This window comes from Frankia sp. RB5, from assembly GCF_059816245.1.
The window spans coordinates 42,778-69,048 of record NZ_JCBATA010000005.1 but is presented as its reverse complement, the minus strand read 5'-3'; the positions used below and the strand labels follow the sequence as shown (position 1 = coordinate 69,048).

Below are 26,271 nucleotides of genomic sequence, written 5' to 3'. Positions count from 1 at the left end.
TCGCTGGGAACGAAGAACGCCGGAAATCGGGCCCGTCACGGTCCGTCCGGGGTCAGGCCTGACGGGAGAACGGCCGTCAGCGTCCGGCTGGAACGCCGGCCAGGCGGCCTGCCTTCTCGGCGATGTCCTTCCGGAGCACATGCTTCTGGATCTTCCCGGTCGCCGTCATCGGCATCGCTTCGAGTATCTCCAGATGCTCCGGTGTCTTCTGGAGCGCGATTCCCCGCTCCTGGAGGTACTCCTTCAGCGATGCCAGGGTGGGCGGGCTCCCGGGGTCAGCGGGGACGATGTAGCAGCACGCGCGCTCACCGAGTCGTTCGTCGGGCATCGCGACCACCGCGACGGAGTGGATTGCCGGGTGCGCGGCGAGGAGATCCTCGATCTCCCGGACGCTGATGTTCATCCCACCGCGGATGACGATGTCCTTGGTCCGGCCGGTGACGCGCACGAACCCGTCGGCGTCCATGACTCCGAGGTCGCCCGAGCGGGAGAACCCGTCGGGAGTGAACAGCGCGGCGGTGTCATCGGGTCGGCCGAGGTAGCCGAGCATGTGTGACGGGCCCTTGTAGGCGATGTCGCCCTCGGTACCCGCCGGGACTGGTTCGCCAACCAGGTCGACGATCCTGACCTCACTGAACGGCAGTGCCGACCCGTCGGAGGTCAGTGCCCGCTCCGGGTCGTCGTCCACCGTGCAGGTGGTGGTCGTGAGGTTCTCGCTGCGTCCGTACAGGCTCAGGACTCGTGTGTCCGGGAACAGCGTCCGGGCGCGCTCGACGATCGAGCGGGGGATCGGGGCGCCCGCGGACACCCAGACGCGCAGGCACGAGGCGTCGTGGCGGTCCGGATCGTAGGCGTCAAGCGCCATCTGGAGGAAGGTCGTGGCGGCGACCGTCACCGAGCACCGGTACCTGGCGATCTCGGCCAGGCCCCGTACCGGTTCCCATTCGGGCATGACGTGTGTGGCTCCGCCGTGCAGGAGGGGGAGCAGCACACTGGTGACGAGGCCGGTCGTGTGGGTGATCGGCGACGGGCCGAACTGTACGTCCCGCTCGGTGTAGCCGAACGCCTCGCCGAGCGCGCGGGCACCCGACGCATAGGTGTTGAACGTGTGCAGGCAGCCCTTGGGGCGGGCGGTGGTTCCGGATGTGTAGACGATGACGAACGGGTCGTCCGGGCCCACCGGTGAGCCCAGCCGGGCCTCCGCGAGCGACGGCTCGATGTCGGCGCTGACCGCGCTCAGCGGAAGCACGTCGGCACCTGAACCTGGGCGGTGATCTTCCGACGCGAGTGCGGCGGTGTCGTCGCGAAGCACCACGATCGAATGCAGCGCGGGTCGCTCGGCCGCGAGATTCCGGAACATTCCCAGATGGTCGAATCCCTTGAAGGTGGAGGCTGTGAACACCACCTTCACGTCCGCGTCATCGAGTACATGACCGACCTCGTCGCGGCGGTAGATCGGCATGATGGGCACCGCTACGGCGCCCAGTCGGGCGATCGCCGCGACGATGACGGCGAATTCGGCCCAGCTGGGCATCTGAACCGCCACCCGGTCGCCGGCCCGCACCCCGCGTGCCCGCAGACCGACAGCGAGGCGAAGCGAGATCTCGTGGGCTTCGCGGTAGGTCATCGAGACCTTGCCGTCGGTGATGAAGGTCTTGCCCCCTAATGCGCCCGCCTGCCGAGCGAGCACGTCCCCTAAGGTCTCCTTTCCCCAGTAGCCCGAGGCGTAGAAGCGTTCTACCTCAAGTTGATCATAGCGGTCGCTGACGGTGGGAATGCCCATGGGAGTCATCGAGTCATCCTGGAAGGTCGCGATCGGGCGCGGTGGATGGGGTACTGGCGCTGGCGCCGGAGGACGGATTGGTGCTGGCCGGGCCGTGTGGTCGCAAGTTATAATGGTCTGGCCAAATGTGCAATCGTCTTCCTCCGGCGGGGTGCGCCAGCCTGTCCCGTCTGGCGCGAGGGGTGCCCGCGACGGCCAGGGAAGGGGTCGGGTGGCGTGGCTGGCGGGAAGGAGCACGCTCCGCGTTGCCGCCGTTGCCAGAAGTGACCGCCGGCGGGTGAGGGTTCGCCGGTGACGGTGAGGTGTCGGATGTCGCGAGCAGAAGCTGCCGCCCTGGCCGCCCGTCGCCACCTTGACGTTAAGGTCATACCATTTTATCGTTCCGAAACTCCAGGTGGGGGCATGATCGGAGGGATGTCAAAGTGCGGCGCATCGGGTACGAACAGACATTTGTCGCCGCGGAGAGCGCACTCCGCTCAGCGACGTCCGTTTTTCGCATTAATGTCCCTTTACCTCGCTTTGGCGTGTCTGACCCCGAGCAGGTCCTGCAGGCGCTGACCGAGGCGTCCGCCGCGGTGCGGGCCTCCACCGGCTCGCGGCCGGGACTGACCGAGGCGGCCGAGATCGCCGAGAACGAGCTCGCCTCGGCGCGGCTGGAGCTCATCAGCTGGATGGCCCTTCGCGGCCGCGCGATCCATGCTCTTCTCGCTCGGTCGCTGCATCGGCTCCGTACGGCGACGACGGTCGCCGAGCTCACCGACCTCATTCCGAACCTCACCGCCGAGCTTGGCTACGACCGAGTCCTGTTCTCCTGGATCCGGGATGGCCGGTGGGTTCCCTGCGCCGCCTTCACCCGCACGGACCCGGGTGAGGCGGCCGCCATTGTCACCGCCGGTGGCAGCCCGGCCTTCCGGCGTGTTCACGGCCTGCTTGAGGAAGAAGTCGTGCGGACTTGTTCGACAATTCTGGTCCACGATGTCCAGGGCAACCCGCGTGTGCACGCTCAGTTGCTCGCGGTCACGCACTCGCGGTCCTACGTCGCCGCGCCGCTGGTTTTCCACGAACAGGTCGTGGGATTGCTGCATGTGGACCGCAACACCGAGACGGGCGCGATGGACGGGTTCGATCGCGACCTGCTCGCTCTGCTGTCCTCAGGACTCGGACTCGCTTTGGAGCGGGTCCGGACGCTGCGGGATCTGGAAACCGTCCGCGAGACTGTAGAAGGCCACACCGCGATGCTGCATGATCTGATGGGGCGACTCGGCCGCGAGCAGGACCACTTTGTGAGTGACCCCTGTGGGGCGACGCGTCCCGCATCGCTGGCGGACGGATACTCCAGGTCGCCGCACGACCAGGACGGGCGTGAGGCCGTGAGCGTCTCGCGCCCGTATCCGTGTCTGTCGGAGCCGCCGGACGCCGATGCCTGGCGCGCCGAGTTGACCCGCAGGGAGGAGCAGGTCCTGCGCCTGGTCGCGGAAGGATTGACCAACGCCCAGATCGGCGAGCGGCTTTTCGTCACCGAGGCCACCGTCAAAACGCATGTCAAGAGCGTTCTGCGCAAGCTCGGTGTGGCAACCCGCTCCGAGGCCGGGGCCACCTACCATCGCGGTCGGGGCCGGTCTCTCGAGCTCGCGGTGACCGGCCACCTAGCGGGGCAGAAATCCCACCCCTTCGGGTGATGTGGACCACGTTCCACAGGGTCATCATGGGTGGCGCTGGCTCTGGGGTTTCCTCCCCGTCCAGCTTTCGAAGATGACGGCTTCGCTGCCTTCCTGGGGTGGAGGGGGCGCGCTCGATCTCATTCCGCGTGCATGTCACCCAGTCGTTCCCACAATCACGAACTGAGGGAGTCCTCTTGCGTGTCCGCCGTTCTTCGATCGTGGTCGGTCTGGTCGGCCTTGTCCTCCTGGTGGTCGCCGTGCTCACCAGATTCGTGGTGTTACCCGCCGGGCAGAAGTTACCGAAGAGCACCGATGTGTCTGTCCAGTACACCGGAACCGGAACGTTCCTCGACGCGAACGCGCTCGCGGCCGGGGACATGGAGCACGCGCTCGCGAAGGACGTCCCCGTCAGTATCGATCGGCGTACCTACGTGAAATCGGTACACGGGGACCATGCGATTGTCGGCGACGATGTCACGGTTCGGGCGGGTGGCCCCCCGCAGACGAATCGGCACACCTATGCGCTGGACCGCACGAGCCTGGCCGGCGTCGCGTCCCCGGACGGGACCGTCGTCGAGCCGACGAGCGGTTCGCTCCCGGTCGCCTGGCCGATCGGGCCGAGCCCCTCAGCGCAGTACCAGTTGTACGACACCGCCACGCAGCGGGGCTGGCCCGGGAAATACCTTGGCGCAGGCTCCACAGACGGCCGTTCCACCTACCGTTTCACCTATGTCGCCGATGCCGCGTTGAAGGATCCCACGGTGGTGAAGTCGCTGCCCGCGGCGCTGCCCAAGGGTCTGTTGTCCTCGCTCTCGCCGCTGCTGGCCACGGAGACCGCCGGCAGGCTCACCGCCGCGCTGCCGTCACTGCCCGCGAACGTACCGATCAGCTACACCGCGCGGACGACAGTGGTGGCGGTGGTCGACCAGCAGACCGGGCTGGTCGTGGACACCACCCAGGATCAGCGGATCATCGCCAGCGTCGCCGACGCCGGCAGGGCCATCCAGTTGCTGCCGGTGATGTCGGTGAAGGTGAAGCTGACGTCCGCCTCGGTCACGGAGCTCGCGGACAAGGCGGCCTCGGGCGGGAGACTTCTGATCCTCATCGGTGTCGTCGCGCCTCTCGCCCTCGCGGCTGTCGGGCTCCTGCTCATCATCGTGGCTGTCATCCGCCGCACCAGGACCGCCGCGAACCCGTCGGCCGCGGGCGCCGCGTCCGACCGGCCCACGGCGCCCGCGGTGAAGGAAAGCGTGCGCGCCGAGGCGGATCGGGACTGAGGTGTCGCCCGCCCGGGTCGCGAGCGCGACCGCGTCCGCGGGCGAGGGACCAGGCGGCCCGTCCGCCGTGGCGGGACCAGGTGCCGTGCCCGCCGGTGACGGGCCGCGGGCCTGGTCCACCGACCGGCGGTCAGGCACCGGCGAGCCCGTTCGCCGTCCGCACGATGTTCACGATGCCGCGCATGATCTCGGTGAGGCCGTAGTCCTTCGGAGTGAAGACCGCGGCGACGCCCAGCGCCGTCAGCGCCTGCGCGTCGGCGGGCGGAATGATGCCGCCGACCACCACCGGCACGTCGGCGAGCCCGGCGTCCCGCAGCCCGTCGAGCACCTCGGGGACCAGGTTCATGTGCGACCCGGACAGCACCGACAGCCCGACCACGTGGACGTCCTCCTCGACCGCCGCGGTGACGATCTGCGCCGGCGTGAGACGGATGCCCTGGTAGACCACCTCGAAGCCCACGTCGCGCGCCCGCACCGCGATCTGCTCGGCGCCGTTCGAATGTCCGTCCAGGCCGGGCTTGCCGACCAGCAGCCGCAGGCGACGTCCAAGCCTCTCGCCGGTGCGGCTGACCAGGCCGCGCACCTCGGCCAGGTCGTCACCGCCCGAGGCGGTGGACACCCCGGAGACACCGGTGGGGGCGCGGTACTCGCCGAACACCTCCCGCAGGACGCCGGCCCACTCCCCGGTCGTCACCCCGGCGCGGGCGCAGGTCAGCGTCGCCGGCATCAGGTTGACGTCGGACTTCGCGGCCTCCCGCAGGCCCAGCAGCGCCTCGTCGACCCGCACCGCGTCCCGGCCCGCGCGCCAGGCCGCGACCTGCTCCCGGGCCGCCTGCTCCCCCGCCGGGTCGACCGTCTGGACCGCCGCGTCCATGTCGGCGAGCAGCGGGTTCGGCTCGGTCTCGGTGAAGCGGTTCACCCCGACCACGACGTCCTCGCCGGACTCGATCCGGGCCCGCCGGGTCGCCTGCGAGGCCACCAGCCGCGACTTCATGTAGCCGCTCTCGACCGCCGCGATGGCCCCGCCCATCGCCTGCACCCGGTCGATCTCCTCCGTCGCCGCGGCGACGAGCTCGTCCACCCGTGCCCTGACGACCACCGAGCCCTCGAACAGGTCCGGGTACTCCAGCAGGTCCGTCTCGTGGGCGAGGATCTGCTGGATGCGCAGCGACCACTGCTGGTCCCAGGGGCGCGGCAGGCCCAGCGCCTCGTTCCACGCCGGCAGCTGCAGGGCCCGGCAGCGGGCGTCCTTCGACAGGGTGACGCCGAGCGCCTCCAGCACGATCCGGATCACGTTGTTCTCCGGCTGCGCCTCCGTCAGCCCGAGGGAGTTGACCTGCACGCCGTAGCGGAACCGCCGGTGCTTCGGGTCCGTCACGCCGTAGCGGGTGCGCAGCAGGTCGTCCCACAGCGCGACGAACGCGCGCATCTTGCACAGCTCCTCGACGAAGCGGACACCCGCGTTCACGAAGAACGACATCCGGGCGCACACCTCGCCCATCCGCTCCGGCGGCACCTGGCCGGAGGCGACGACCGCGTCCAGCACCGCGATCACGGTGCACAGCGAGTACGCCAGCTCCTGCACCGGCGTCGCGCCGGCCTCCTGCAGGTGGTAGCTGCAGATGTTGATCGGATTCCAGCGCGGGACCTCGGTCACCGTGTAGGCCACGACGTCCGTGATCAGCCGCAGCGACGGGCCGGGCGGGAAGACGTACGTCCCGCGCGACAGGTACTCCTTGATGATGTCGTTCTGCGTCGTGCCGGTCAGCTCCGCGGGCTGCGCGCCCTGCTCCTCGGCCACCACCTGGTAGAGCGCGAGCAGCCACATCGCGGTGGCGTTGATCGTCATGGACGTGTTCATCCGACCCAGCGGAATCTGGTCGAACAGCGCCCGCATGTCACCCAGATGTGCGACGGGCACGCCGACCTTGCCGACCTCGCCGCGCGCGAGGACGTCGTCGGGGTCGTACCCGGTCTGCGTCGGCAGGTCGAAGGCCACAGACAGACCCGTCTGTCCCTTGGCCAGGTTGCGGCGGTACAGAGCGTTGCTCTCGGCCGGGCTGGAATGTCCCGCGTAGGTCCGGATGATCCATGGCCGATCCCGCTCGCATCTCGCGGATGGCGCCACAGTGACCCGCGAGGGCGGATCGGTGGGCGGCGGCTCCGTGGTGGACGGCTCTGTGAGCGACGGCTCTGTGGGCGACGGCTCGGGCATGTCAGCCGCTGTTCCGCTGCGTTGTGCGCTGTGCCGCGCTCGTGGCGGAGGCGGCCGTGCTCTGCGCGCGGATCTCTGTCCAGTCCGCGTCGGTCAGTGTCGCGAGTTCCGCGAAAGTGCCCGGGCCGGCGAGCATCTGGCCGCCGTCCATCGCGATCGTCTGGCCGGTCAGGTAGTCGCAGGCATCCGACAGCAGGAAGATGACAAGGTGGGCCAGTTCCGCGACGGTGCCGGGGCGTCCCGCCGGGATCCGGTCGGTCTGGGTCGCCCCGCCCGAGCTCCTGTCCGTGGGATTGAGCATCGCCCAGGCGTAGTCGGTCGGGATCGGCCCGGGCGCGATGGCGTTCACCCGGATGCGGTGCCGGGCCCACTCCGCCGCCAGCGACATCGTCATCGCGTGGACGGCGGCCTTGGCCATCGCGGCCGGCACGACGAACGCCGAACCCGACCAGACCCAGGTCGTCAGGTTGGACAGGACGCTGCCGGGCAGGCCGCCCGCGATCCAGCGCCGGGCCGCGGCCGTGGTGGTGAAGTACGACCCGTCCATGATCGTGCTGGTCACGGCCTCGAAGGCGCGCGGGCTGAGATCTTCGGTGCGGGCGATGAAGTTCGCCCCCGCGTTGTTGAGGACGCTGGTGAGAGGCCCGTGCTCGGCCCAGAGGGCCCCCATCGCCTCGTCCACCCGGTCGAAGCGGCGGATGTCGACGACGTCCACGTGCACCCTGTCGGGCTTCCCGGCGGACGCCTCCTCGGCGGCCTCCCGCAACACGCTTTCGCGCCGTCCCCACAGGTGGACGTCCGCGCCGTGCGCGACGAGATGACCGGCGAGGCCCCGGCCGAGTCCGGTACCGCCGCCGGTGATGAGGACGCGCTTGCCGGCCAGCGCGTCGCTGGCGAACGGTGACGGCGACGGCGGTGCCGACTGACCTGTCATCCCGCTTCCCTCAGTTGCCGCGGTAGGTGGAGAAGTCGGGAGCGCGCTTCTCGTTGAAGGCGGTGATGCCCTCCTTGGCCTCCGCGGTCTCGCCGAACATCCGCAGGCTGGAGTAGGCCATCTGGCCGATGCCGGCGAAGTGCTCGGTGTCGGTGTTGAAGGACTGCTTGAGGACCTTCAGGGCGGTGGGGGAGAGGCGCAGGATCTCGTCCGCCCACGACCGGACTTCCTTGCGGAGCTGGTCGGCCGGGACGACCTTGTTGACCAGACCCCACTCGTACGCCTGCTGTGCCGAGTACTGCCGGCAGAGGAACCAGATCTCTCGCGCGCGCTTCTCCCCGATCGCCCGGGCCATCAGGCCGGTGCCGAAGCCGGCGTCGAAGGAGCCGACACGCGGGCCGTTCTGGCCGAACTTGGCGGTCTCCGCGGCGAGAGTCAGATCGCAGAGCAGGTGCAGCACGTGGCCACCGCCGATGGCGAAGCCATTGACGGCCGCGATCACCGGCTTGGGCACGTCGCGGATGACCCGGTGCAGGGAGTCGACCTCGAACAGCCCGCTGGCCGACGGGCCGTAGTCGCCGGTCTCCATGCGCTGCTTCTGGTCGCCGCCGGTGCAGAACGCCTTCTCCCCGGCGCCGGTGAGAGCGATCACGCCCACGTCGTCGCTGCCCCAGGCCCGCTTGAAACCGAGAACCAGTTCGTCGACCGTGCGGGCCCGAAAGGAGTTGTAGCGATCCGGCCGGTTGATCGTGATCCAGGCGAGGCCGTTCTCGACCTCGTACGTGACGTCAGTGAAGTCGTCCATCGACCATGGGTCCTCTCTCGCGGTTGCCGCGCTGGCCGCGGCCCGGACCCTCGCGCGCGGCGCGGGGATGAGGGTGGGCCGGTGGCATCGGCAGATGATCGTTAAGGTCAACTTTTAGGACTGACCATTGGCAGACTTTACGCAGGAGGGTGAGGCCCAATCAACTGGTCGCACTGGCCTCGAAGCGTTGCCTGGTAGACGTACGACGGGCTGCGGCTGTGGGCGAACTCGAAGATCCCCGTGCCCGCTGTGCCGTCCCAGCTGAAGGCGGTCAGCCGGTCGGTCAGCGCCGTGTCCAGAGAGCGGGGGGAGACGGTCCCGTCGAGCGGATAGACGTCGTGCTCGACATGGTCCCGCCCGCGTGGTCGGCCGTGCTGGCCGCCGTAGCCGCCACCGGCCAGGAAGCCGCCGCCGGCCGACGCGTCGCAGTCGATGAGACAGGTCCGCCCGGAAGCCGTCGTCACCTCGACGGTGCCCGAACGCAGGTCGAGCTCGCCGTTGAACCGCAGGTCGTGACGTACGTCCACGATCGGGTCGAGGCCGCCGGCACCGCCGCCCGCGCCGGTCCCGCCGGCGTGCATCACCGAGCCCTCGAGCAGGATGCGCCCGCCACGACGGTCCTCGACCAGCAGGAAACCGACGGAGCGGTCGGGGAACTGGGCCTGGAACCAGAGGTGCAGACCCTGCCCCCCCGACATGGTGCGTACGCCACGGGACCGGTCACGCTGGCCGTACCAGCCGTCGACCTGGGTCCTCACGCCGCCGACGGTCAGCCAGCCGTGGTGCAGACCGGACTGGACGAGGTGCTCGAACCTGGTCGGCGTGGAGTCGTCGCTGTTGTGCACCTCGACGTCACCGACCCAGGCCGGCGTACGTGCCCGCCAGGTGAGGTCGAACGCCAGCCCGCTCGGGTTGTCGTCGAGAACGAGCCGCCAGGCGCGGTTCGCCTCGAGCATCTCGAAACGAAACGGCCCGCCGCCGCGCCAGTCCGTCGCGTCCAGCTCGGTCGACCAGCGCAGGTTGTGCTGCTCGGCTCCGGCCACGACGACCGTGAAACCGTCGATCACGTTGCGGGTGGGGTAGAGCCCGCAGCCGAGCACGATCGACGGGCCGGTGCGGTCCACCGGGTGGGCGTTGAACATGAAACGGTCGAAGAACCGGTCGGGCAGGTCGTTCGCCGCGGCTGTCCGCGGCGTGACGAGATCGTCGTGGAACTCGGTGTCGCTCACTGTGCCTCCTTCGATCCGGGACGGGCCTGCTGGAGAGGAGGCAGCCCGGCGGTGCGGTGCGCCGCGTCGAGGAAGGAGCGGACCAGCGCGGGGTCGGTGTAGTAGGGGTCGCCGGAGCCCGTCCCGGCCCGCCGGCGGCTGTACTCGTACAGCGCGGCCAGCTTCCACAGCGCGAGCGTGGTGTACCAGGTCAGCCTCGACAGGCTGGGCCCGCCGAGGTCGCGGCCGGTGCGTTCGGCGTAGCGGGCGCCGAGTTCGGCGCGGCTGGGGTATCCGCCCTCGAGCTGCGCCGTCCCGAGCAGCTGGGTGGGGGTGAGCGGCTCGCCCGGCTCCGGCACGGACGCGAGGAAATAGCCGACGTCGAACAGAGGGTCGCCGATGGTCGCGAGTTCCCAGTCGAGCACGGCCGCGACCCGGCCCGGCGGGCCCGGCTCGATGATCACATTGCCGATGCGGTAGTCGTTGTGCACGATCGAGGCGCCTGACTCGGCCGGCGCGTGGTCGCGAAGCCACGCCTCGGCCACGGTGAACTCCGGCGGCAGCGCGCCGTGCGCGTCCGCGACCAGCCGGCCGAGCCGCCGGACATGGCGCGCGTTGAACCCCTCGGGCCGGCCGAGATCGTCCAGGTGCCTGGCACGCCAGTCGACCGCGTGGAGTTCGGCCAGAGTGTCGATGAGTGCTTCGCCTATCTCCCGGCGGGTGGCGGGGGTGTCCAGCGGGGTGGGGGTCGACGTGGTGACGACCGGCCCGCCGGTGAAGCTCATGGCGTAGAAGGGCACGTCGAGCACCTCGCCCGCCCGCGCGGTCGCGAGGACCGCGGGCACCGGGACCGGCGAGTCGCGCAACGCGGCCACCAGCCGGGCCTCGCGCAGGACATCGTGTCCGCCGGGCGGCACCGGGGGCGGCGGCGGGCGGCGGATGACGAGCTGGCGGGCGCCGTGGGAGACCAGGTAGGTGAGGTTGGAGTGGCCGTCGCCGATGCGCCGGGTGCTCACCGGCCCGTCGCAGAGGCCACGCTCAGCGAGGAAACGCTCGAGCCGCGAGCGGGTGGCCGCGTCCCAGTCCCATTCCGGTGCGGTGACGTCACCCGCCGCGGCGGCGCCCGGGTGCAGGTCTCGTGGCGGGCTCGTCGCCGCCGCGAGCTCGCTCATCGGCCGGTGAAGACGGCCGGGCGCTTCTCCTTGAACGCCGCGAGCGCTTCGGGCATGTCCTCGGTGCGGGTCAGCAGCGCCTGGCCGCGGTTCTCCAGCTCCAGAGCTGCGGCATAGGAGGTGATCTCCAGGTTGCGCTGGATGGCCCGCTTGGACAGTCGGACTCCGCCCGGTGAGTTCGCGGCGATCAGCCGGGCTGTCGCCAGGGTCTCCGCGAGCAGTGACTCGCTGGGCACGACCCGGTTCGCCAGCCCGATGCGCGCGGCCTCCTCGGCCCCGACCAGTCGACCCGTGTACCCGATCTCGGCCGCCCGGCCCGGCCCGATCAGCCGCACAAGATTGAAGGAGGTGCCGAGCTCGCCGATGGACAGGCCGACCCGCACGAACGCGGCGCTGAACTTCGCGGTGGGCGCCGCGTAGCGGATGTCGGCGGCCAGCGCCAGGGCGAGGCCACCACCGGTGGCGGGGCCGTGGACCGCGGCGAGGACGGGGAAGGGCAGATGCCGGATGGCCTGGATGCCCCCGGTGGCGGTCTCCTGGAACGCGAGGAACTCGCGCACGCCCATCCTGGTGATGACGTCGATCTCGTCGAGGTCGAAGCCGGCGCAGAAGGCCCGGGTTCCCGCGCCGGTGAGGACGAGGGCCCGCAGACCGCTGTCCCGCAGCGCCAGAGCGGCCGCACCGAACTCGTGGAACATCGTGACGGTCTGGGAGTTCATCCGCTCCGGGCGGTTGACGCGCAGGACCGCGATGGCGCCGTCGAGCACCTCGATGGCGAGTGTCTCGAACTCGGGCAGCGCCAGGGCGGCGACGCTCGGCGCCGCCTCCCTCGGCGCCGCCTCCCCCGGTAAAGCTGTCCCGTTCACTGTGCTGGCCACGGTGTCAATCTCCTCTGAAGACAGGCGTGCGCTTTTCACGGAAGGCGGCCAGTGCCTCGGGCATGTCCTGGCTGCGGGTCAGCAGCGCCTGACCACGGTTCTCGAGCTCGAGCGCGGCCGCGTAGGAACCGACCTCGAGGTTGGCCTGCAACGCCCGCTTGGACAACTGCACGCCGCCGGGCGAGTTCGCGACGATCTGCTCGGTGAGGCGGAAGACGTCGTCCAGCAGGCCGCCGGACTCGCTCACCTGGTTGACGAGCCCGATGTGCTCGGCTTCGCGCGCGTCGACCAGGCGGCCCGTGAAGCAGATCTCGCTGGCGACAGCCGGCCCGACCAGCCGGGTGAGCAGCCAGGAAACCCCCAGGTCCCCGGCCGACAGCCCGATGCGCACGAACGCCGCGTTGAACTTCGCCTCCGGCGACGCCAGCCGGATGTCCGCCGCGAGCGCGAGCGAGAGCCCGCCGCCGGCGGCCGGACCGTTGACGGCCGCGACGACCGGCACCTTCAGTGATCGGATCGCCAGCAGCGCCCGCGCCGCGCGCTCCTGCTGGTCGAGCATGCCCAACGCGCCCAGACCGGGTAGTCCGTCGGCGGCGGCCAGGTCGAAGCCCGCGCAGAAGGCACGGCCGGCACCGGTGATGACCAGGACCCGCGCGCGGCTGTCCGCGTCGAGCCGCCGGGCGAACGCCTCCAGCTCGACGAACATCGTGTCGGTCATGGCGTTGTAGCGGTCCGGCCGGTTCAGCGTGAGCAGCACGACGCCCGGCCGCGGTTCGTCGGTCAGGAAGGTCTCGTAGGTCGGCGTCGTCATCTGTCCGCCTCCTGTCATCGGTGACGAGCGGTTCGTCGAAGGTGAGTGGCCCAGTGGCCTAGTGGCCCCGGGAGCGCGGCCGGGGCGGGACATCTGGCGGATCCGCTCAGGCGAAGCGGGGCCGCCGCTTGTCGACGAACGCCCGGATGCCCTCGGCCGCCTCGCCGGTCTCGAACAGTTCCTGCTCCTGTTCGACCTCGTAGCGGAACCCCTCGGCGAGGGGGAGGTCGCCGGCGGCGTCCACGGTGCGCACGACCGCGAGCTGTGCGGGCAGCGACGGGCCGATCAGCTCCGCCGCCAGGGCCAGCGCGCCGCGCTCGCCGCCGCCGTCCTCGTCGACGAACCGGTCGACAAGCCCGATCGCCTGGGCCTCGCTGGCCGGCACCCGGCGAGCGGTCAGCATGATGTCGAGCGCGTGCGAACGTCCGACGAGGCGGGTCAGCCGTTGGGTGCCGCCGGCTCCGGGGATCAGTCCGATCTTCACCTCGGGCAGGCCGAGCGCGGCCCGGGGGCCGGCGACCCGCAGCGTGCAGGCCATCGCGAGTTCGAGCCCGCCGCCCAGCGCCAGTCCGTCGATCGCGGCGATCGACAGGAACGGAGCCGCCGCGAACCGGTCGTTGACGGCGCGCATCAGGTCGCCGTAGGCGGTGAACGACGCGGCGTCGATCGTGGCGAGGTGCTTGATGTCGGCGCCCGCGGCGAAGAAGCCGCGCAGGGCGGAGGTGACGACCACGACCTTGATGTCGCCCGCCGCTTCGGCGTGGTCGATGGCGCGGTGCAGACCCTCGAGCAGCGGCACGCCCAGAGCGTTGGCGGGTGGGCGGGCCATCGTGACGACCTGGATGCCCGGCGCGTGCGTCCGCCACGTCACGACCTGGTCCGCCGCGTCGTTCATCCCGGCTGGCTGGGCGGACGCCGTCGCCGCTGGTGAGGTGGGTACGGCTGGTGTGGTGGGCATTGTCATCAAGCCATCGTCAGGCCGCCGGAGACCGACAGCGTCTGCCCGGTGACGAAGCCGGCGCCGTCGGAGGCGAGGAACGCCACGGCGGGTCCGACATCCTCGGGGGTGCCCAGTCGCCGCATCGGCACCGCGCGCGTCATGCCGGCGATCACCTTCTCGGCGTCGGCACCTCCCTGGCCCCGCTGCGCGAAGGCACGCAGCGCCGGTGTGTCGGTCGGACCGGGGCAGACGGTGTTGACCGTGACGCCCTTGGTCGCGACCTCGCGGGCCAGCGTCTTGGTGAACGCGATGATCCCGCCCTTGGCGCCGGAGTAGACGGCCTCCAGGGAGGAACCCACCCGGCCGGCGTCAGAGCCGATGTTGATGACCCGGCCGAAACGGCGCTCGATCATCCCCGGCAGGACGGCCTGGATGACCCGCAGCGCACCCTTGAAGTTGATGTCGAGGATCTTGTCCCAGAACTCCTCGGTGGTCGCCACGAACGGCATGAAGTCGTCCCACCCGGCGTTGTTGACGACAACCTCGACGGGCCCGAGACCGGCCTCGACCGTCTCGACCGCCGCGTGCACGGAACCTGTGTCGGTGACGTTGATCTCGACGGGGATCGCGGTTCCACTCACCGCGGTGATCTCCTTCGCGGTGCGGGCCGCGACGTCGGCGTTCAGGTCGGCGACAGCGACCTGGAACCCGGCCTCGACCAGCGAGGCCGCGATGCCCCGGCCGATTCCCTGCGCTGCACCGGTGACGAGGGCAACACGGTTGGTCATGAACAACTCCTGTGAGTCCTGGGGAGTGGTGTGGTCGGTGGGCCGTCGGGAGCAGGGGTGACGCTCAGCAGACGACGCGGTGGTCGGCGGGCAGCGCGTGCCACGGGATCGGGCCGGCGACGATCGAGTGACTGGTGAGCCGGCGGCCCAGGGTGGCCTGGGCGTCCCGCGCCGCGTCGACCAGCGCGGGCAGGTCGACGCCGGTCTCCACGCCCATCTCGTGGAACATGCTGACCAGATCCTCGGTGGCGATGTTGCCGGTGGAACCGGCCGGGACCGGGCAGCCGCCGAGCTCGCCGAAGCTGGACTCGAAGCTGCCGCAGCCTGCTTCCAGCGCGGCGTAGGCGTTGGCCAGGCCCTGGCCGCGGGTGTTGTGGAAGTGCGCGGTGACCTCGACACCGGGTAGCCGGTCGAGCGCCGCGGCGAAGAACCGCCCGGCGTAGGCTGGGTTCGCCATCCCGGTCGTGTCGCCGAACCCCACCTCGACCGCGCCGGCCTGCGCGAACTGCTCGGCGAGGTCCAGCACCCGCTCCATCGGGACCGGCCCCTCGTAGGGGCAGCCGAAGGCGGTGGCGATGACGGCGCACAGCCGCAGGCCCTCGGTGCGGATCCGGGCGGCCATCACAGCCACGTCCGCCATCGTCTGCTCGACGGTCCGGTTGATGTTGCGCTGGTTGTGGGTCTGGGAGGCACTGACGAACAGCGCGACGGACTCGAACAGCCCACGGTGGCGCAGAGCGTTGTCGAGCCCGCGGCTGTTCGGGATCAGCACCATGCGCTCCACACCCGCGGGCAGATCGACTCCGCGCAGCACCTCGACCCCGTCGGCGAGCTGTGGGATGACGTCCGGTCGCACGAAGCTGGCGATCTCGATCCGGGCCAGCCCGGCGCGGCCCAGAGCGTTGATCAGTCTGATCTTGTCGGCGGTGGGGACGGTCTCCGGCTCGTTCTGGAAACCGTCGCGCGGGCCGACCTCGCGGATGTGTACCCGGCGCTGCTCGCCCGGGGTGGCGTTCGGGTAGACGGTCATCGGAGATCCTCCTGCTCCGTGAGGCTTCTGTGTAGCGACTCCTGATGCTGGGGCGCGGCGATCCGGATCAGGCGCCGAGCGCGTTCGGTCACCGTCTGCCCGGTCAGGAGGGCGACCCCGTGTTCGGTGACGACCGCGTCCACGTCGACGCGGGCGGTCGTGACCACCCGCCCGTGCAGCACGGGCGTGATCGTCGACTCGCCGCCCGACTCCGAGCGCAGCGCGATCACCGAGCGTGCCCCGGTCAGCGACGCCGCCCGGCTGAAGTCGACCTGGCCCCCGACCGCTCCGATGTGGACGCCGCGGCGGATCTCCGCGCCGACCTGGCCGAGCAGGTCAACCTCGATGGCGGAGTTGACCGAGACCAGCGACTGCAGACGGGAGAGCACCTCCGGGGCGTGGGTGTAGCTGGCCGCCCGGAACTCGACCGGGAAGTCGGCGAGCCGGTCGTAGAGGGACGTCGACCCGAGCGCCGCTCCGGTGACGACCAGACCTCGGTCGATCTCCTTGCGGGCGCCGGTCACCACGCCCTTCTCGACCAGGTCGAGCACGCCGTCCGTGATCATGCCGCTGTGGATGCCCAGGTCGGTGTGGGTGGCGAGGGCTTCGAGCACCGCCGCGGGAAGCGTTCCGACGCCGATCTGCACCGTGTCTGCGTCGCGGATGAGACCGGCGACATGTTCGGCGATGGCCCTGTCGACGGTGTCCGGTTCCCGGGGGACCGCCTCGAGCAGCGGGCGATCCGTCTCGACTGTCGCCGCGAACGCGTCGAGCGCGAGTCTGGGCGCGCCTCGGGTCGCGGGCATCCGGTGATTGATCTCGGCCAGCAGGAGCCGGGCGTGCGGCAGCGCGTCGGCGATGTACTCGACACCGATCCCCAGTGACACCATCCCGTCGGCATCCGGTGCCGAGACCTGCAGCAGGCCGACGTCGCAGGGCAGCATGCGGGTGGCGAACATCCGCGGGAGCGAGGAGTAGTGGCACGGCACGACATCGAGGCGACCGTGGCGGCTCAGGGACCGAAGCTCACCGAGCCCGCCGTAGGACAGGACTGTCAGCTCGTCTGGCAGCTCCCGGGTCAACCGCCCGTTCCAGGTCAGGCCGCAGAAGGCCCGCACGGGACCGATCGAGGCGATCTGGTCGAGCAGCGCGTCGACCAGCACCGATGGCTCCGCGCCCGCCTGTCCCCACCAGACGCCGTCGTCAGGCCGCAGGTATGACGTGAAGTCGATCATCCCGCGACCCGCTGGATCAGCGTCGCGGTGCCCAGGCCGCCGCCGCAGCACATCGTGACCAGCCCCAGCTCGACGTCGCGCCGCTCCATCTCGGCGAGCAGCGTGGCGAACAGGCGCGCTCCGGTCGCGCCGACCGGATGGCCGAGCGCGATCGCCCCGCCATTGACGTTGACCCGGTCCATGTCCGGCCGCAGCTCGGCTTCCCAGGCCAGCACCACAGAGCTGAAAGCCTCGTTGATCTCGATCAGGTCGATGTCGTCGATGGTCAGGCCGTTGCGTTCGAGCAGTTTGCGGGTGGCGGGGATCGGCCCGGTGAGCATGATGACCGGGTCGACGCCGACGGTCGTCTGATCAAGGACGCGGGCGCGAGGGGCCAGACCGTGCTCGGTGGCCGCGCGGGGCGACGCCAGCAGCACGCCGGCAGCCCCGTCGCAGATCGGTGACGATGACCCGGCGGTCACCCGGCCCTGCGCCGGGGGCCGGAAGACCGGCTTCAGGCCGGCCAGGATCTCGGTCGTCGTGCCGGGCCGGATCGTCTGGTCGCTCGCCCGGCGGGTGCCGTCCAGGTCGAGCGGAATCATCTCTCGCTCGAAGTGCCCGGCCTCGACCGCGGTGGCCGCCAGCGCGTGCGAGCGTGCCGCGAACTCGTCCATCTCGGCCCGCGAGATGCTCCAGCGGTCGGCGATCAGCTCGGCGCTCTCACCCTGCGGCACGAAGTCGTAGCGGTCGCGCAGCGCGGGCGGCCACGGGTCGCCGTAGAGCTCGGAGATCCGGGCGGGCGAGTCCATCGGAACGTGGTGCATGTGCTCGACCCCGCCGGCGAGGACGATGTCGTGCGTGCCGGACGAGACGAGGGCGGCGGCCATCTCCACCGCGGTCTGCGCGCTGCCGCAGCGCCGGTCGAGCACGGTGGCGGGCACCCGCGGCGGGTAGCCGGCCTGCAGCCAGGCGTTGCGGGCGATGTTGCGTGACTGTTCCCCGAAGGGGGCCGTGCAGCCGACCACGAGGTCCTCGACCACGTCCGGGGCGAGCCCGGCGGCGGTGAGCAGGGACGAGTAGACCGTGCCGAGCATCTCGTTCGGGTGGACGTCGCGGTACCAGCCGCGCTTGGGGTGGGAGCGGCCGATCGGTGTACGCAGTGCCTCGACGATCAGCGCGTCCCGCCCGGTCGAGGCGAAGGGGGAGTCGCCGTGCGCGCGAGAGGTCGGCATCTCACATCACCGTCCCGCCGTCGACGGCGAGCACCTGACCGGTGATGTAGGAGGCCGCGTCGGAGGCGAAGAACACGAAGCTGGCGGCGATTTCCGCGGGCTCGGCCCAGCGTCCGAGGGGCACCCGGGCCAGCGTGAGCGCGGCGAGCTTCTCGTTGCCCCGGATGTTCGCTGTCATCGAGGTCGCCGCGAGCGGCGCGAGCGCGTTCACGGTGATACGCCGCCGGGCGAGCTCACGGGCGAGTGACTTGGTGACTCCCAGGACACCGGCCTTGGCGGCACTGTAGTTGACCTGTCCGATCGTGCCGACCAGGCCGGCGGCGGAGGTGACGTTGATGATCCGCCCGGTCCCGTCATCGGGCAGGAACGGCAGCGCGGCCTGGCTGACCGTGAAGGTCCCGCCCAGGTGGATGGCGACCACCCGCTCGAACTGGCCGGGCTCCATCTTGTCGAACATCGCCGGCGCGATGGCGCCCGCGTTGTTCACGACGATGTTGAGGGTGCCGCCGCCGAGGTCGGCGGCCTGTTCGGCCGCGGCCCGGGCCGCGTCGGCGTCACGGACGTCGAGCACGGCCGACCCGGCACGGCCGCCAGCGGTGACGATGCCGGCCGCGACGGCCGCCGCGGCGTCCTTGTCGACATCGGTTACCAGTACCGCCGAGCCGGCCCGCGCGAACGCGTGGGCGACGGCGGCACCGATGCCGTTGCCCGCGCCGGTGACGAGGGCTGACCGGCCCGCCAGGGAGAACGATGACGTCGATGGCCCCGGTGTCGGTGTGGGGCTGGCGGCCGGCATCAGTAGCTCCTCGGCAGTCCGAGGACGTGGGAGCCCAGGAAGTTGAGGACCATCTCCTGGCTGAGCGGTGCGATGCGCAGCAGCCGGGCCTCGCGGAAGTACCGGGAGACGTGGTACTCCTCGGCGTAGCCCATGCCTCCGTGTGTCTGCAACGCGCGGTCGGCGGCGTGGAAGCCGGCATCGGCGCACAGGTACTTGGCCGTGTTCGCCTCGCGGCCGCACGGCTTGCCGTTGTCGTAGAGCCAGGTCGCCTTGCGCAGGACCAGCTCGGCGGCGTCCAGTTGGGCCAGGGAGTCCGCCAGGGGGAACTGCAGACCCTGGTTCATCCCGATGGGCCGGCCGAAGACCTCACGCTCGTTGGCGTAGCGCACCGCGCGTCGAAGCGCGGCGCGGCCGAGGCCGAGAGCCTCCGCGGCGATCAGCATCCGTTCGGGATTGAGTCCGTCGAGCAGGTAGGTGAAGCCCTTGCCCTCCTCACCGACGCGATGCTCTGCCGGCACTCGCAGATCGTCGATGAACAGCTCGTTCGAGCTGACCGCGTTGCGGCCCATCTTCCTGATGGGGCGGATGTCGACGTGATCCCGGTCGAGATCGGTGAGGAACAGGGTCATGCCGTCGGTCTTGCGGGCCGAGTCCTCGAACCGGGTGGTGCGGGTGAGCAGCAGGACCTTCTCGGACTCAAGTGCCTTCGAGATCCAGACCTTGCGGCCGTTGATGACGTAGTCGGAGCCGTCGCGCCGGGCGAAGGTCGTGATCCGGGTGGTGTCGAGGCCCGCGCCCGGTTCGGTGACGCCGAAGCAGACATGCAGGTCGCCGTTGACGATGCGGGGAAGGGTCTCCTGCTTGAGCTCCTCGGAGCCATGCACGACGACCGGGTGCATGCCGAAGATCGACAGATGCATCGAGCTCGCCGCGTTCATACCGCCGCCGGAAGCGGAGACCTCCTCCAGCAGCAGCGACGCCTCCGTGATGCCGAAGCCGTGCCCGCCGTGTTCCTCCGGGATCGTGATCCCGAGCCAGCCGCCGTCGGCGAACGCCCGGTAGAAGTCGGTCGGGAAGTCGTGCTCTTCGTCCCGCTTCATCCAGTACTCGTCGTCGAACTTCGCCGCGAGCTCGGCCACCGCCCTGCGGATCGTCGCCTGCTCGTCGGTGAGATCGAAGTCCATGCCGGCCTCCCTTCACTATTTGGCATAACCATATCTATGGACTGACCAAAAGTGCTACCGATCGGGGAGCAGGTACGTCGCGAGGACCTCGTTCCAGGCCGTCGGGCTGCCGTACAGGAACTCGTCGAGCTTCGCCCGCTTGTAGAACAGATGCAGGTCGTGTTCCCACGTGTAGCCGATCGCGCCGTGCATCGTGAGAGCCGAGTCCGCCGCGCGGGCCCCCTCCGCTGTGACCTGCGCCTTGGCCGCCGCCGCGTGGGCGAGTGCCCACGGGTCGCCGCCCTGGACGGACGCGGCGGCGAAGTAGACCACGGAGCGGGCCGCCTCGCTGCCCACCAGGATCGTCGCGGCGGCGTGCTTGACGGCCTGGAAGGATCCGATCGGGACGCCGAACTGGTGGCGCTGCAGGCTGTACTCGACCGCCATGTCGAGCATCCGTTCGCTGGTACCGAGCGAATCGGCCGCGACCAGTACCGCGGCTCGCGCGGCGGCGTCCGCGAGCAGTTCCTCAGGTCTGGTGCCCCCCTGGTCGCGCACGTCGGCGGGATCGGCCAGCGGTGTGCAGGGCGCGCAGTCGAAGGCCACGTCGGCCACAGACCGGGAGCGGTCCAGCAGGCTGCGCGGTGTGATCCGGACCCCCGGCCCGGCTGGGTCCACCAGGAACAGGGCCAGGCCCTCGTCGGCGGCCACAGGGACCACCAGGGCGCCGACCTCGCCGGCGGCGAGCACCCGAGGAACAGCGCCGCTGACGCGACCCTGCGCGTCAGCGGTCAGGGCCGGGGCTTCGGAGACGATCGACTCGGCGTTGACCGCGAGTGTCGCGCCGGTGCCGTGGACCGCGCCTTCGAGGACCTCAGGCCGCGCTGCGAGCACCGGGAGGATGACCATGGTGGCGAGCCACGCCGCCGAAGGGACCGCGTGGCGTGCCAGCTCCTCGGCGGTCAGCGCGAGTTCCACCATTCCGCCGCCCTGGCCACCCACATCCTCCGGGACACCCACGCCCGACCAGCCGTCCGCGCGCAACCGCGTGGTGAACGTCGCTGGATCGCCGGCATCCAGCCAGGAGCGGGCGACGTCGGGTGGCGCGACGTCGCCGAGCCAGTCGCGCAGCGCCTTCCGATACGCGGTCTGCTCCTCCGACAAGCTCCACTGCATGGACAACCTCTCGTTGTGTCTCGACTCGATGTGCTCGACGGCGGTCGGGCCGCCGGTGGAACGGCTGCTAAATTAGGTACGACCAAAAACCTGGAGCTTGGGGGCGTGATGGCTGCTGCGGGCCGACCGAGTCCGCGGGATCGTCACGCGGTTCGCCTGGGGCCTATGCAGGTCCCCAAGGCCTCCGATGTCCTCGCCGAGGAGCTGCGGGAGCGGATCCTGCGGGGCGAGTTCCGCGAGGGCACCGTGTTGCCGCCGGAGCGTGAACTCGTCGTGCAGACCCAGATGAGCCGGACCACTGTTCGCGAGGCACTTCGCATTCTTGAGGTGCAGGGGCTGATCAGGATCAAGACCGGCCGCTCGGGTGGTGCCTACGTCCAGGTGCCGGGCGAGGAGTCGGTGGCCAGTTCCGTCAACCTGATGATCCGTGGTCGTCGGATCCGCCTGGCGGCGCTTCTCGAGACGCGGGAGGCGATTGAGCCCGCCTGCGCTCGCCTGGCGGCCAAATACCGCACGGACAGCGATCTCGTCGCGCTCGAGACGGCAAACGTCGCGATCTCCGTGGAAAGTGGTTCGCTTGCCGATTTCCTGCAGGCGAACGTCGACTGGCATGTTGCGGTCGCGACCGCCAGCCACAACGAGTTGCTCACCGGGTTCATGTCCGCGCTCTCGCGGGCCATCTACGCGAGTACCGACAACCAGGGTTTCATCGACGCCGAGGTCCGAAGCCTGACGCTCCGGGCGCACCAGAGGATCACCGAGGCCATCCGGGCGCGTGACGCTGACGGAGCCGTGCGCCGCATGAGCCGGCACGTGCACGCCTACGCCGAGGCGGTTCTCAAGATCGACGAGCGTACCGCCATCGAGGTACCCGAGGGCTGATCCGCCGGGCCCACCGCTCCCGGGGGCCCGGCTCACCGAAGATCCCTGACCTGGGCCCGGATGGCCTCGACGGCCTCCGGGTTCTCGGCACCTGACAGGTCACCGGCGTCGGTGCCCAGCACGGCGGCACGCACCGCCCGGCGCAGGATCTTGGCCGACCGGGTCTTGGGCAGAGCCTCCACCCGCACGACCTGGGAAGGGGCGAAGGGCTTGCCGACCTGGGAAGCGACCCGCTCACGCAGCCGGCGGGCGACTCGCTCGCCAGTAGGGCAGCTGCCTTCGCTGTAGTTGGGGTGAGCGACCCAGAATGCCCAGACGGCCTCGTTCTTCGTCGGGTCGGGGATGCCGACGACCGCGCTTTCGGCCACCGCCGGGTCCGCTGCGAGCACCGCCTCGATCTCCGCTGGCGCGACACGTTTGCCAGCGACGTTCATGACGTCGTCGGAGCGGCCGAGGAGATACCAGTCTCCGTGTTCGTCCACCAGGGCGAAATCGCCCTGTCGCCACATATCCGGGAAGGTCGACCAGTACGTCTCCAGATAGCGTCGGTCGTCCCGCCATACTCCCTGGGTCATGGCGGGCCAGGGTTGGCGGCACACCAGTTCACCGATGGCTCCCCGCAGCGGATGCCCGTTGTCGTCGACAACGTCGACATCCATCCCGAGTGCCGGCCCGCCAAGCGAGCAGCTGGCGATGTCCTCGACGGGGTAAGGGGACAGGAACGATCCGCCGACCTCGGTGCCGCCGGAGAAGTTCACGACCGGCACCCGCTCGGTGAACACGTCGCGGGCCAGCCACTCGTAGGACTCCGGGTCCCATGGTTCCCCCGTCGATCCCAGGACTCGGACTGACGAGAGATCCTGCGTCGGCAGGCCCTCCGCGGCCGTCCGCAACGTGCGGACCAGGGTCGGGGACACCCCCAGGGTCGTCACTGCGTGGCGTTCCACCAGCCGCCACAACCGGGTGCTGTCCGGCATGTCCGGGGAGCCCTCGTAGAGGACAAGGCTTCCTCCGCAGGCATGGGTGCCCAGAACGGTCAGCGGCCCCATGATCCAGCCCATGTCGGTAATCCAGCACAGCGAGCGCCCGGGGCCGATCTCGAAGCCGTAGGCGAGCTCGCTGGCGACCTTCGTCAGGAAGCCGGCATGGGTGTGCACGGCGCCCTTCGGCCGCCCGGTCGTCCCGGATGTGTAGCCCAGAAGCAGCACATCCGAGGCCGACGTGGGCGCTGTCACCGGGTTGGGTGGCTCCTCCAGCAGGCTTCCCCAGGACACGGTCTGCGGATCGCCGCCCTCCTCGGCCGAACGTCCGAGGCTCGTATCGACGGTGGTCTCGCCAAGGTTCGCCACGACAACGACCAGTTGCACGGTCGGGCATTGCGCGATCGCCTCGTCGAGCCGCGGGCGCATCGGGACCGTTCGACCACGGCGCACGGTGCCGTCCGCGGTGATGACCGCCTTCACGTCCGCGTCGCGAAGCCGGGCCGCGATGGCTCCGGGAGCGAAGCCGGAGAACAGCGGCACCGCGATGGCTCCAATGCTCGCCACCGCGTAGAGCGCCACGACCGCCTCGGGGATCATCGGCAGGTAGAGAGCAACGGTGTCACCGGGGCCGATCCGGTGCCGGCGCAGCCCGCCGCGTATCCGGGCGACCTGTTCCGAGAGCTCGGCGTACGACAGCTCCCGCACCGTGCCGGCCTCGGTCTCGTGGACGACCGCCGGCGCGTCGGGACTCTGTTCGGCCCAGCGGACCAGGCACGTGTCCACCACGTTCAGTTCCCCACCCGCGAACCACCTGGGAAACTGCGGTCCACCGCTCGCGTCCAGCACCGTGTGATAAGGGCGGCGGAACCGGATAGCCAGGTCGGCCACGACCGCGTCCCAGAAGGCACCGACGTCGGCGACCGACACGGCTCGCAGGGCGTCGGCGTCGGCCACCCCGAAACGGCGCATCAGCCGGGCCACGTTCGCGTTCTCCCGGTACTCCTGGTTCGGGTGCCAGATATAGGTCACGTCAGCTCCGAGGCAGTCCGAGCATGCGCTCGGCGACGATGTTGCGCTGGATGAAGGTGGAACCCCCGGCGATAGCGGTGCCGCGAGCCTGGTACGCCAGACGCAACCAGCGGTCGGCGGCAGCGCCGCCGTCCGCCGGCCCGAACTGGTCGCCGAGAGGCTCGAGCGAGAGCCGGAAGTCGGCGAGGTCCTCGACCAGCGGGCAGAAGTACAGCTTGCCGATCGAGGTGACCGGGCCCGGCGGCTCACCGGCGGCGGCGGCGGAGATGACCCGCTGACCGATGGCACGGTGTACGAGCGCTCGGCCCCAGAGGTCCGCGACCCGCTGGCGGATCAGGGGGTCGGTGGCGAGCGGGGTCCCGTGGGCCGTGGCACGCGCGCGGACGACGGCGATGATCTCCTCGACCGCCCTGGTGGTGTTCACCCGGCCGGTCGCGATCGCCACCCGCTCGAAGGCCAGCGTTCCCATCGCGACCTTCCAACCTCCGTCGACCTCGCCGACCACCGCGTCGTCGGGCACGAAGACCTCGTCGAGGAAGACCTCGTTGAACTCGGCCTCGCCCAGCATGTGCGCCAGTGGACGCACGGTGATGCCGGGGGAGTCCATCGGCAGGAGGAAGTAGGTGATGCCGCGGTGGCGCTCGCCGCCTCCGGTGCGGGCGAGCAGGATGGCATGCGCGGCGAGCTGTGCTCGACTGGTCCAGATCTTCTGGCCGCTGATGCGCCAGCCTCCGTCGACCTTGGTCGCGCGGGTGCGTAACGAGGCCAGATCGGAGCCGGCCTCGGGCTCGGAGAAGAGCTGACACCAGATGTGCTCGCCGGTCAGGATCGGCCGGAGCAGGCGCCGCTTCTGGTTGGCGGTGCCGAAGTGGGCGATGGTCGGCCCGGCGAAGTCCTCTCCGATGATGTTCAGCCGCTCGGGGGCTCCCGCCCTGTCGCATTCCGCTGTGAAGATCGCCTGCGTCCGCTCGTCCAGCCCTCGGCCGCCGAACTCGACCGGCCAGGTGATCCCGGCGTAGCCCGCGGCGGACACCGCGGCCTGCCACTGACGCCAGAAGGGCGCCTTGTCCACCAGGTCCGCCGGTTCGGGCCAGGGCAGTTTCGGTAGTTCCCGCTCGAGCCACGCGCTCACTTCGGCGCGGAAGCGGGCCTCGTCCGGTGCGTCGGCGAGATCCATGGACACCACCTCCAAGGGTGCTTCGTTTCGCCGAAACGGTACTATAGGTCAGGCCAAATAGGCAGGTTGTCGGGACCGCCACGTGACGCTCCGGTCGACCACGCCGTGCTCGGATCGCCTGGTATCCCGCTCCTGGAGCAGAGGGGTGACCCGCAGTGGCGAACGAGGGGTCTGGGTCTCGCGCAACCGGGGCGGGACCGGCCCCGCCCCGCACGATCCAGTGGCTAGCGCCCCGACCAGCGTGGTTCTCGCTTCTCCCGGAACGCGGCCACACCCTCCTTGATGTCCTGGGTGGTGAAGGCGAGCGCGAGCTGGCCCTGGAGGTGAGCCAGCGCGGCGTCGAGCGGCTGGTCCCGGGTCGCGTCGATGGCGTCCTTGCCCATCCGCATGAGCAGCGGCGAACGGGAGGCGACCAGCCCCGCCCAGCGGTCGACCTCGGCATCGAACCGTTCGCCGGGCACCACCACGTTGACCACCTGGAGCTGGGCGGCCTCGTCGGCGGAGATCAGCCTGCCTGTCATCATGAGCTCGTTCGCCTTCGCCCGCGGCACGCTCCGGTAGATGAGCGCCGAGATCATGAAGGGGAAGACGCCGACATTGATCTCGGGGCAGCCGAATCTCACGCCGTCACGGGCGATGATCAGGTCGCATGCCAGGGCGAGACCGAAGGCACCCGCGAGGACGTCGCCACCGGCCGCGCAGATGCTTGGCTTGCCCAGCCCCCCGAGTAGCCGGTAGACCCGCGGGAACCGGTCCAGGCCGGAGTACTTCTCGATCGTCGGCGTGTCGCTGGCGAACGCCTTGAGGTCGCCACCGCTGGAGAAGACCCGGCCGTCGCTGGACGCCAGGACCACCACCCGCACCGAGTCGTCCGCCCGAACCCGCTCGAGGTGCTCGATCAGCTCATCGAGCAACCGGTCGCTGAGGGCGTTGCGGGTCGCGGGATCGTCGAGGGTGATGGTGGCGACGCCTCGGGGGTCGAGGTCGTAGCGGACGACGGAGGAGGGCATGGTCTTCCTCTGGGCTCGGGGCGCGCGCGGCCCGCGGCGCGCGGCGCGCAGACGCATCGCGGTAGCGGGAACGCGTGCCGGGCTGGATGCGAATGCCGCACCACGGTCCGCGCGGCGGGACCGGG

The 26,271-nt window shown here is 70.4% G+C and carries 22 protein-coding genes; 3 read left to right on the top strand and 19 right to left on the bottom strand.

The window, feature by feature from the left end:
* Positions 1 to 76 precede the first annotated feature (76 nt).
* On the bottom strand, positions 77 to 1,792 hold the full coding sequence (locus AC6EXY_RS03870; protein ID WP_243407440.1) for an AMP-binding protein: 1,716 nt from the start codon (positions 1,790 to 1,792) through the stop codon (positions 77 to 79).
* A 413-nt stretch (positions 1,793 to 2,205) separates the two neighbouring features.
* On the opposite strand from AC6EXY_RS03870, the gene AC6EXY_RS03865 reads away from it, so the two are divergent.
* Positions 2,206 to 3,462 carry a LuxR C-terminal-related transcriptional regulator gene (locus AC6EXY_RS03865; protein ID WP_133150644.1) on the top strand — a complete coding sequence of 419 codons (1,257 nt, stop codon included), beginning with the start codon at positions 2,206 to 2,208 and terminating at the stop codon, positions 3,460 to 3,462.
* Between the two features lie 176 nt (positions 3,463 to 3,638).
* Complete coding sequence (locus AC6EXY_RS03860; protein ID WP_165818337.1) at positions 3,639 to 4,721, top strand: porin PorA family protein; 1,083 nt, start codon at positions 3,639 to 3,641, stop codon at positions 4,719 to 4,721.
* Between the two features lie 130 nt (positions 4,722 to 4,851).
* Here AC6EXY_RS03860 and AC6EXY_RS03855 read toward each other — a convergent pair whose 3' ends face one another.
* From AC6EXY_RS03855 to AC6EXY_RS03785, 15 genes are all read right to left on the bottom strand, one after another.
* The gene (locus AC6EXY_RS03855) at positions 4,852 to 6,936 is read right to left on the bottom strand and encodes a protein meaA (RefSeq protein WP_499816621.1); all 2,085 of its coding nucleotides are present in this window, start codon (positions 6,934 to 6,936) and stop codon (positions 4,852 to 4,854) included.
* A gap of 1 nt (position 6,937) precedes the next feature.
* Positions 6,938 to 7,870, bottom strand: a complete 933-nt coding sequence (locus AC6EXY_RS03850; RefSeq protein ID WP_101831492.1) for an SDR family oxidoreductase — start codon at positions 7,868 to 7,870, stop codon at positions 6,938 to 6,940.
* 10 nt (positions 7,871 to 7,880) lie between these two features.
* Positions 7,881 to 8,675: an enoyl-CoA hydratase-related protein gene (locus AC6EXY_RS03845; RefSeq protein ID WP_101831493.1), complete on the bottom strand. Its 795-nt coding sequence runs from the start codon at positions 8,673 to 8,675 to the stop codon at positions 7,881 to 7,883.
* Positions 8,676 to 8,812: 137 nt separating this feature from the next.
* On the bottom strand, positions 8,813 to 9,904 hold the full coding sequence (locus tag AC6EXY_RS03840) for an Rv3169 family protein (RefSeq protein ID WP_499816622.1): 1,092 nt from the start codon (positions 9,902 to 9,904) through the stop codon (positions 8,813 to 8,815).
* Positions 9,901 to 11,055 carry a phosphotransferase family protein gene (locus tag AC6EXY_RS03835; RefSeq protein WP_101831494.1) on the bottom strand — a complete coding sequence of 385 codons (1,155 nt, stop codon included), beginning with the start codon at positions 11,053 to 11,055 and terminating at the stop codon, positions 9,901 to 9,903. The genes AC6EXY_RS03840 and AC6EXY_RS03835 overlap by 4 nt, the downstream gene beginning before the upstream one ends.
* Positions 11,052 to 11,933, bottom strand: a complete 882-nt coding sequence (locus tag AC6EXY_RS03830) for an enoyl-CoA hydratase/isomerase family protein (protein WP_207770266.1) — start codon at positions 11,931 to 11,933, stop codon at positions 11,052 to 11,054. The genes AC6EXY_RS03835 and AC6EXY_RS03830 overlap by 4 nt, the downstream gene beginning before the upstream one ends.
* 4 nt (positions 11,934 to 11,937) lie before the next feature.
* A complete protein-coding gene (locus AC6EXY_RS03825) occupies positions 11,938 to 12,744 on the bottom strand; it encodes an enoyl-CoA hydratase/isomerase family protein (RefSeq protein ID WP_101831495.1) in 807 nt (268 codons plus the stop codon).
* Positions 12,745 to 12,850: 106 nt separating this feature from the next.
* Positions 12,851 to 13,708: an enoyl-CoA hydratase-related protein gene (locus AC6EXY_RS03820; RefSeq protein WP_243407441.1), complete on the bottom strand. Its 858-nt coding sequence runs from the start codon at positions 13,706 to 13,708 to the stop codon at positions 12,851 to 12,853.
* The gene (locus AC6EXY_RS03815) at positions 13,708 to 14,472 is read right to left on the bottom strand and encodes an SDR family NAD(P)-dependent oxidoreductase (protein ID WP_101831497.1); all 765 of its coding nucleotides are present in this window, start codon (positions 14,470 to 14,472) and stop codon (positions 13,708 to 13,710) included. The genes AC6EXY_RS03820 and AC6EXY_RS03815 overlap by 1 nt, the downstream gene beginning before the upstream one ends.
* 64 nt (positions 14,473 to 14,536) lie before the next feature.
* The gene (locus AC6EXY_RS03810) at positions 14,537 to 15,502 is read right to left on the bottom strand and encodes a hydroxymethylglutaryl-CoA lyase (protein ID WP_499816624.1); all 966 of its coding nucleotides are present in this window, start codon (positions 15,500 to 15,502) and stop codon (positions 14,537 to 14,539) included.
* Positions 15,499 to 16,737, bottom strand: coding sequence for an acetyl-CoA hydrolase/transferase family protein (locus tag AC6EXY_RS03805; protein ID WP_499816626.1), 1,239 nt, complete (start codon positions 16,735 to 16,737; stop codon positions 15,499 to 15,501). Before AC6EXY_RS03805 ends, AC6EXY_RS03810 begins: the two co-directional genes overlap by 4 nt.
* Entirely contained in the window at positions 16,734 to 17,948 is a 1,215-nt protein-coding gene (locus tag AC6EXY_RS03800; RefSeq protein ID WP_101831499.1) for a thiolase family protein, read from the bottom strand. The genes AC6EXY_RS03805 and AC6EXY_RS03800 overlap by 4 nt, the downstream gene beginning before the upstream one ends.
* 1 nt (position 17,949) lies before the next feature.
* The gene (locus AC6EXY_RS03795; RefSeq protein WP_101831500.1) at positions 17,950 to 18,744 is read right to left on the bottom strand and encodes an SDR family oxidoreductase; all 795 of its coding nucleotides are present in this window, start codon (positions 18,742 to 18,744) and stop codon (positions 17,950 to 17,952) included.
* Positions 18,744 to 19,910, bottom strand: coding sequence for an acyl-CoA dehydrogenase family protein (locus tag AC6EXY_RS03790; RefSeq protein WP_101831501.1), 1,167 nt, complete (start codon positions 19,908 to 19,910; stop codon positions 18,744 to 18,746). The genes AC6EXY_RS03795 and AC6EXY_RS03790 overlap by 1 nt, the downstream gene beginning before the upstream one ends.
* Positions 19,911 to 19,964: 54 nt before the next feature.
* Positions 19,965 to 21,065: an acyl-CoA dehydrogenase family protein gene (locus tag AC6EXY_RS03785; RefSeq protein WP_101831502.1), complete on the bottom strand. Its 1,101-nt coding sequence runs from the start codon at positions 21,063 to 21,065 to the stop codon at positions 19,965 to 19,967.
* A gap of 165 nt (positions 21,066 to 21,230) precedes the next feature.
* On the opposite strand from AC6EXY_RS03785, the gene AC6EXY_RS03780 reads away from it, so the two are divergent.
* Positions 21,231 to 21,947, top strand: a complete 717-nt coding sequence (locus AC6EXY_RS03780; protein ID WP_101831503.1) for a FadR/GntR family transcriptional regulator — start codon at positions 21,231 to 21,233, stop codon at positions 21,945 to 21,947.
* A 32-nt stretch (positions 21,948 to 21,979) separates the two neighbouring features.
* On the opposite strand, the gene AC6EXY_RS03775 is transcribed toward AC6EXY_RS03780, so the two are convergent.
* From AC6EXY_RS03775 to AC6EXY_RS03765, 3 genes are all read right to left on the bottom strand, one after another.
* Positions 21,980 to 23,959 (bottom strand): AMP-binding protein, encoded by a 1,980-nt coding sequence (locus AC6EXY_RS03775; RefSeq protein ID WP_243407442.1) that lies wholly within the window; start codon positions 23,957 to 23,959, stop codon positions 21,980 to 21,982.
* Between the two features lies 1 nt (position 23,960).
* The gene (locus AC6EXY_RS03770) at positions 23,961 to 25,136 is read right to left on the bottom strand and encodes an acyl-CoA dehydrogenase family protein (RefSeq protein ID WP_101831504.1); all 1,176 of its coding nucleotides are present in this window, start codon (positions 25,134 to 25,136) and stop codon (positions 23,961 to 23,963) included.
* Positions 25,137 to 25,360: 224 nt separating this feature from the next.
* The gene (locus tag AC6EXY_RS03765; RefSeq protein ID WP_101831505.1) at positions 25,361 to 26,146 is read right to left on the bottom strand and encodes an enoyl-CoA hydratase/isomerase family protein; all 786 of its coding nucleotides are present in this window, start codon (positions 26,144 to 26,146) and stop codon (positions 25,361 to 25,363) included.
* Positions 26,147 to 26,271: the final 125 nt, after the last annotated feature.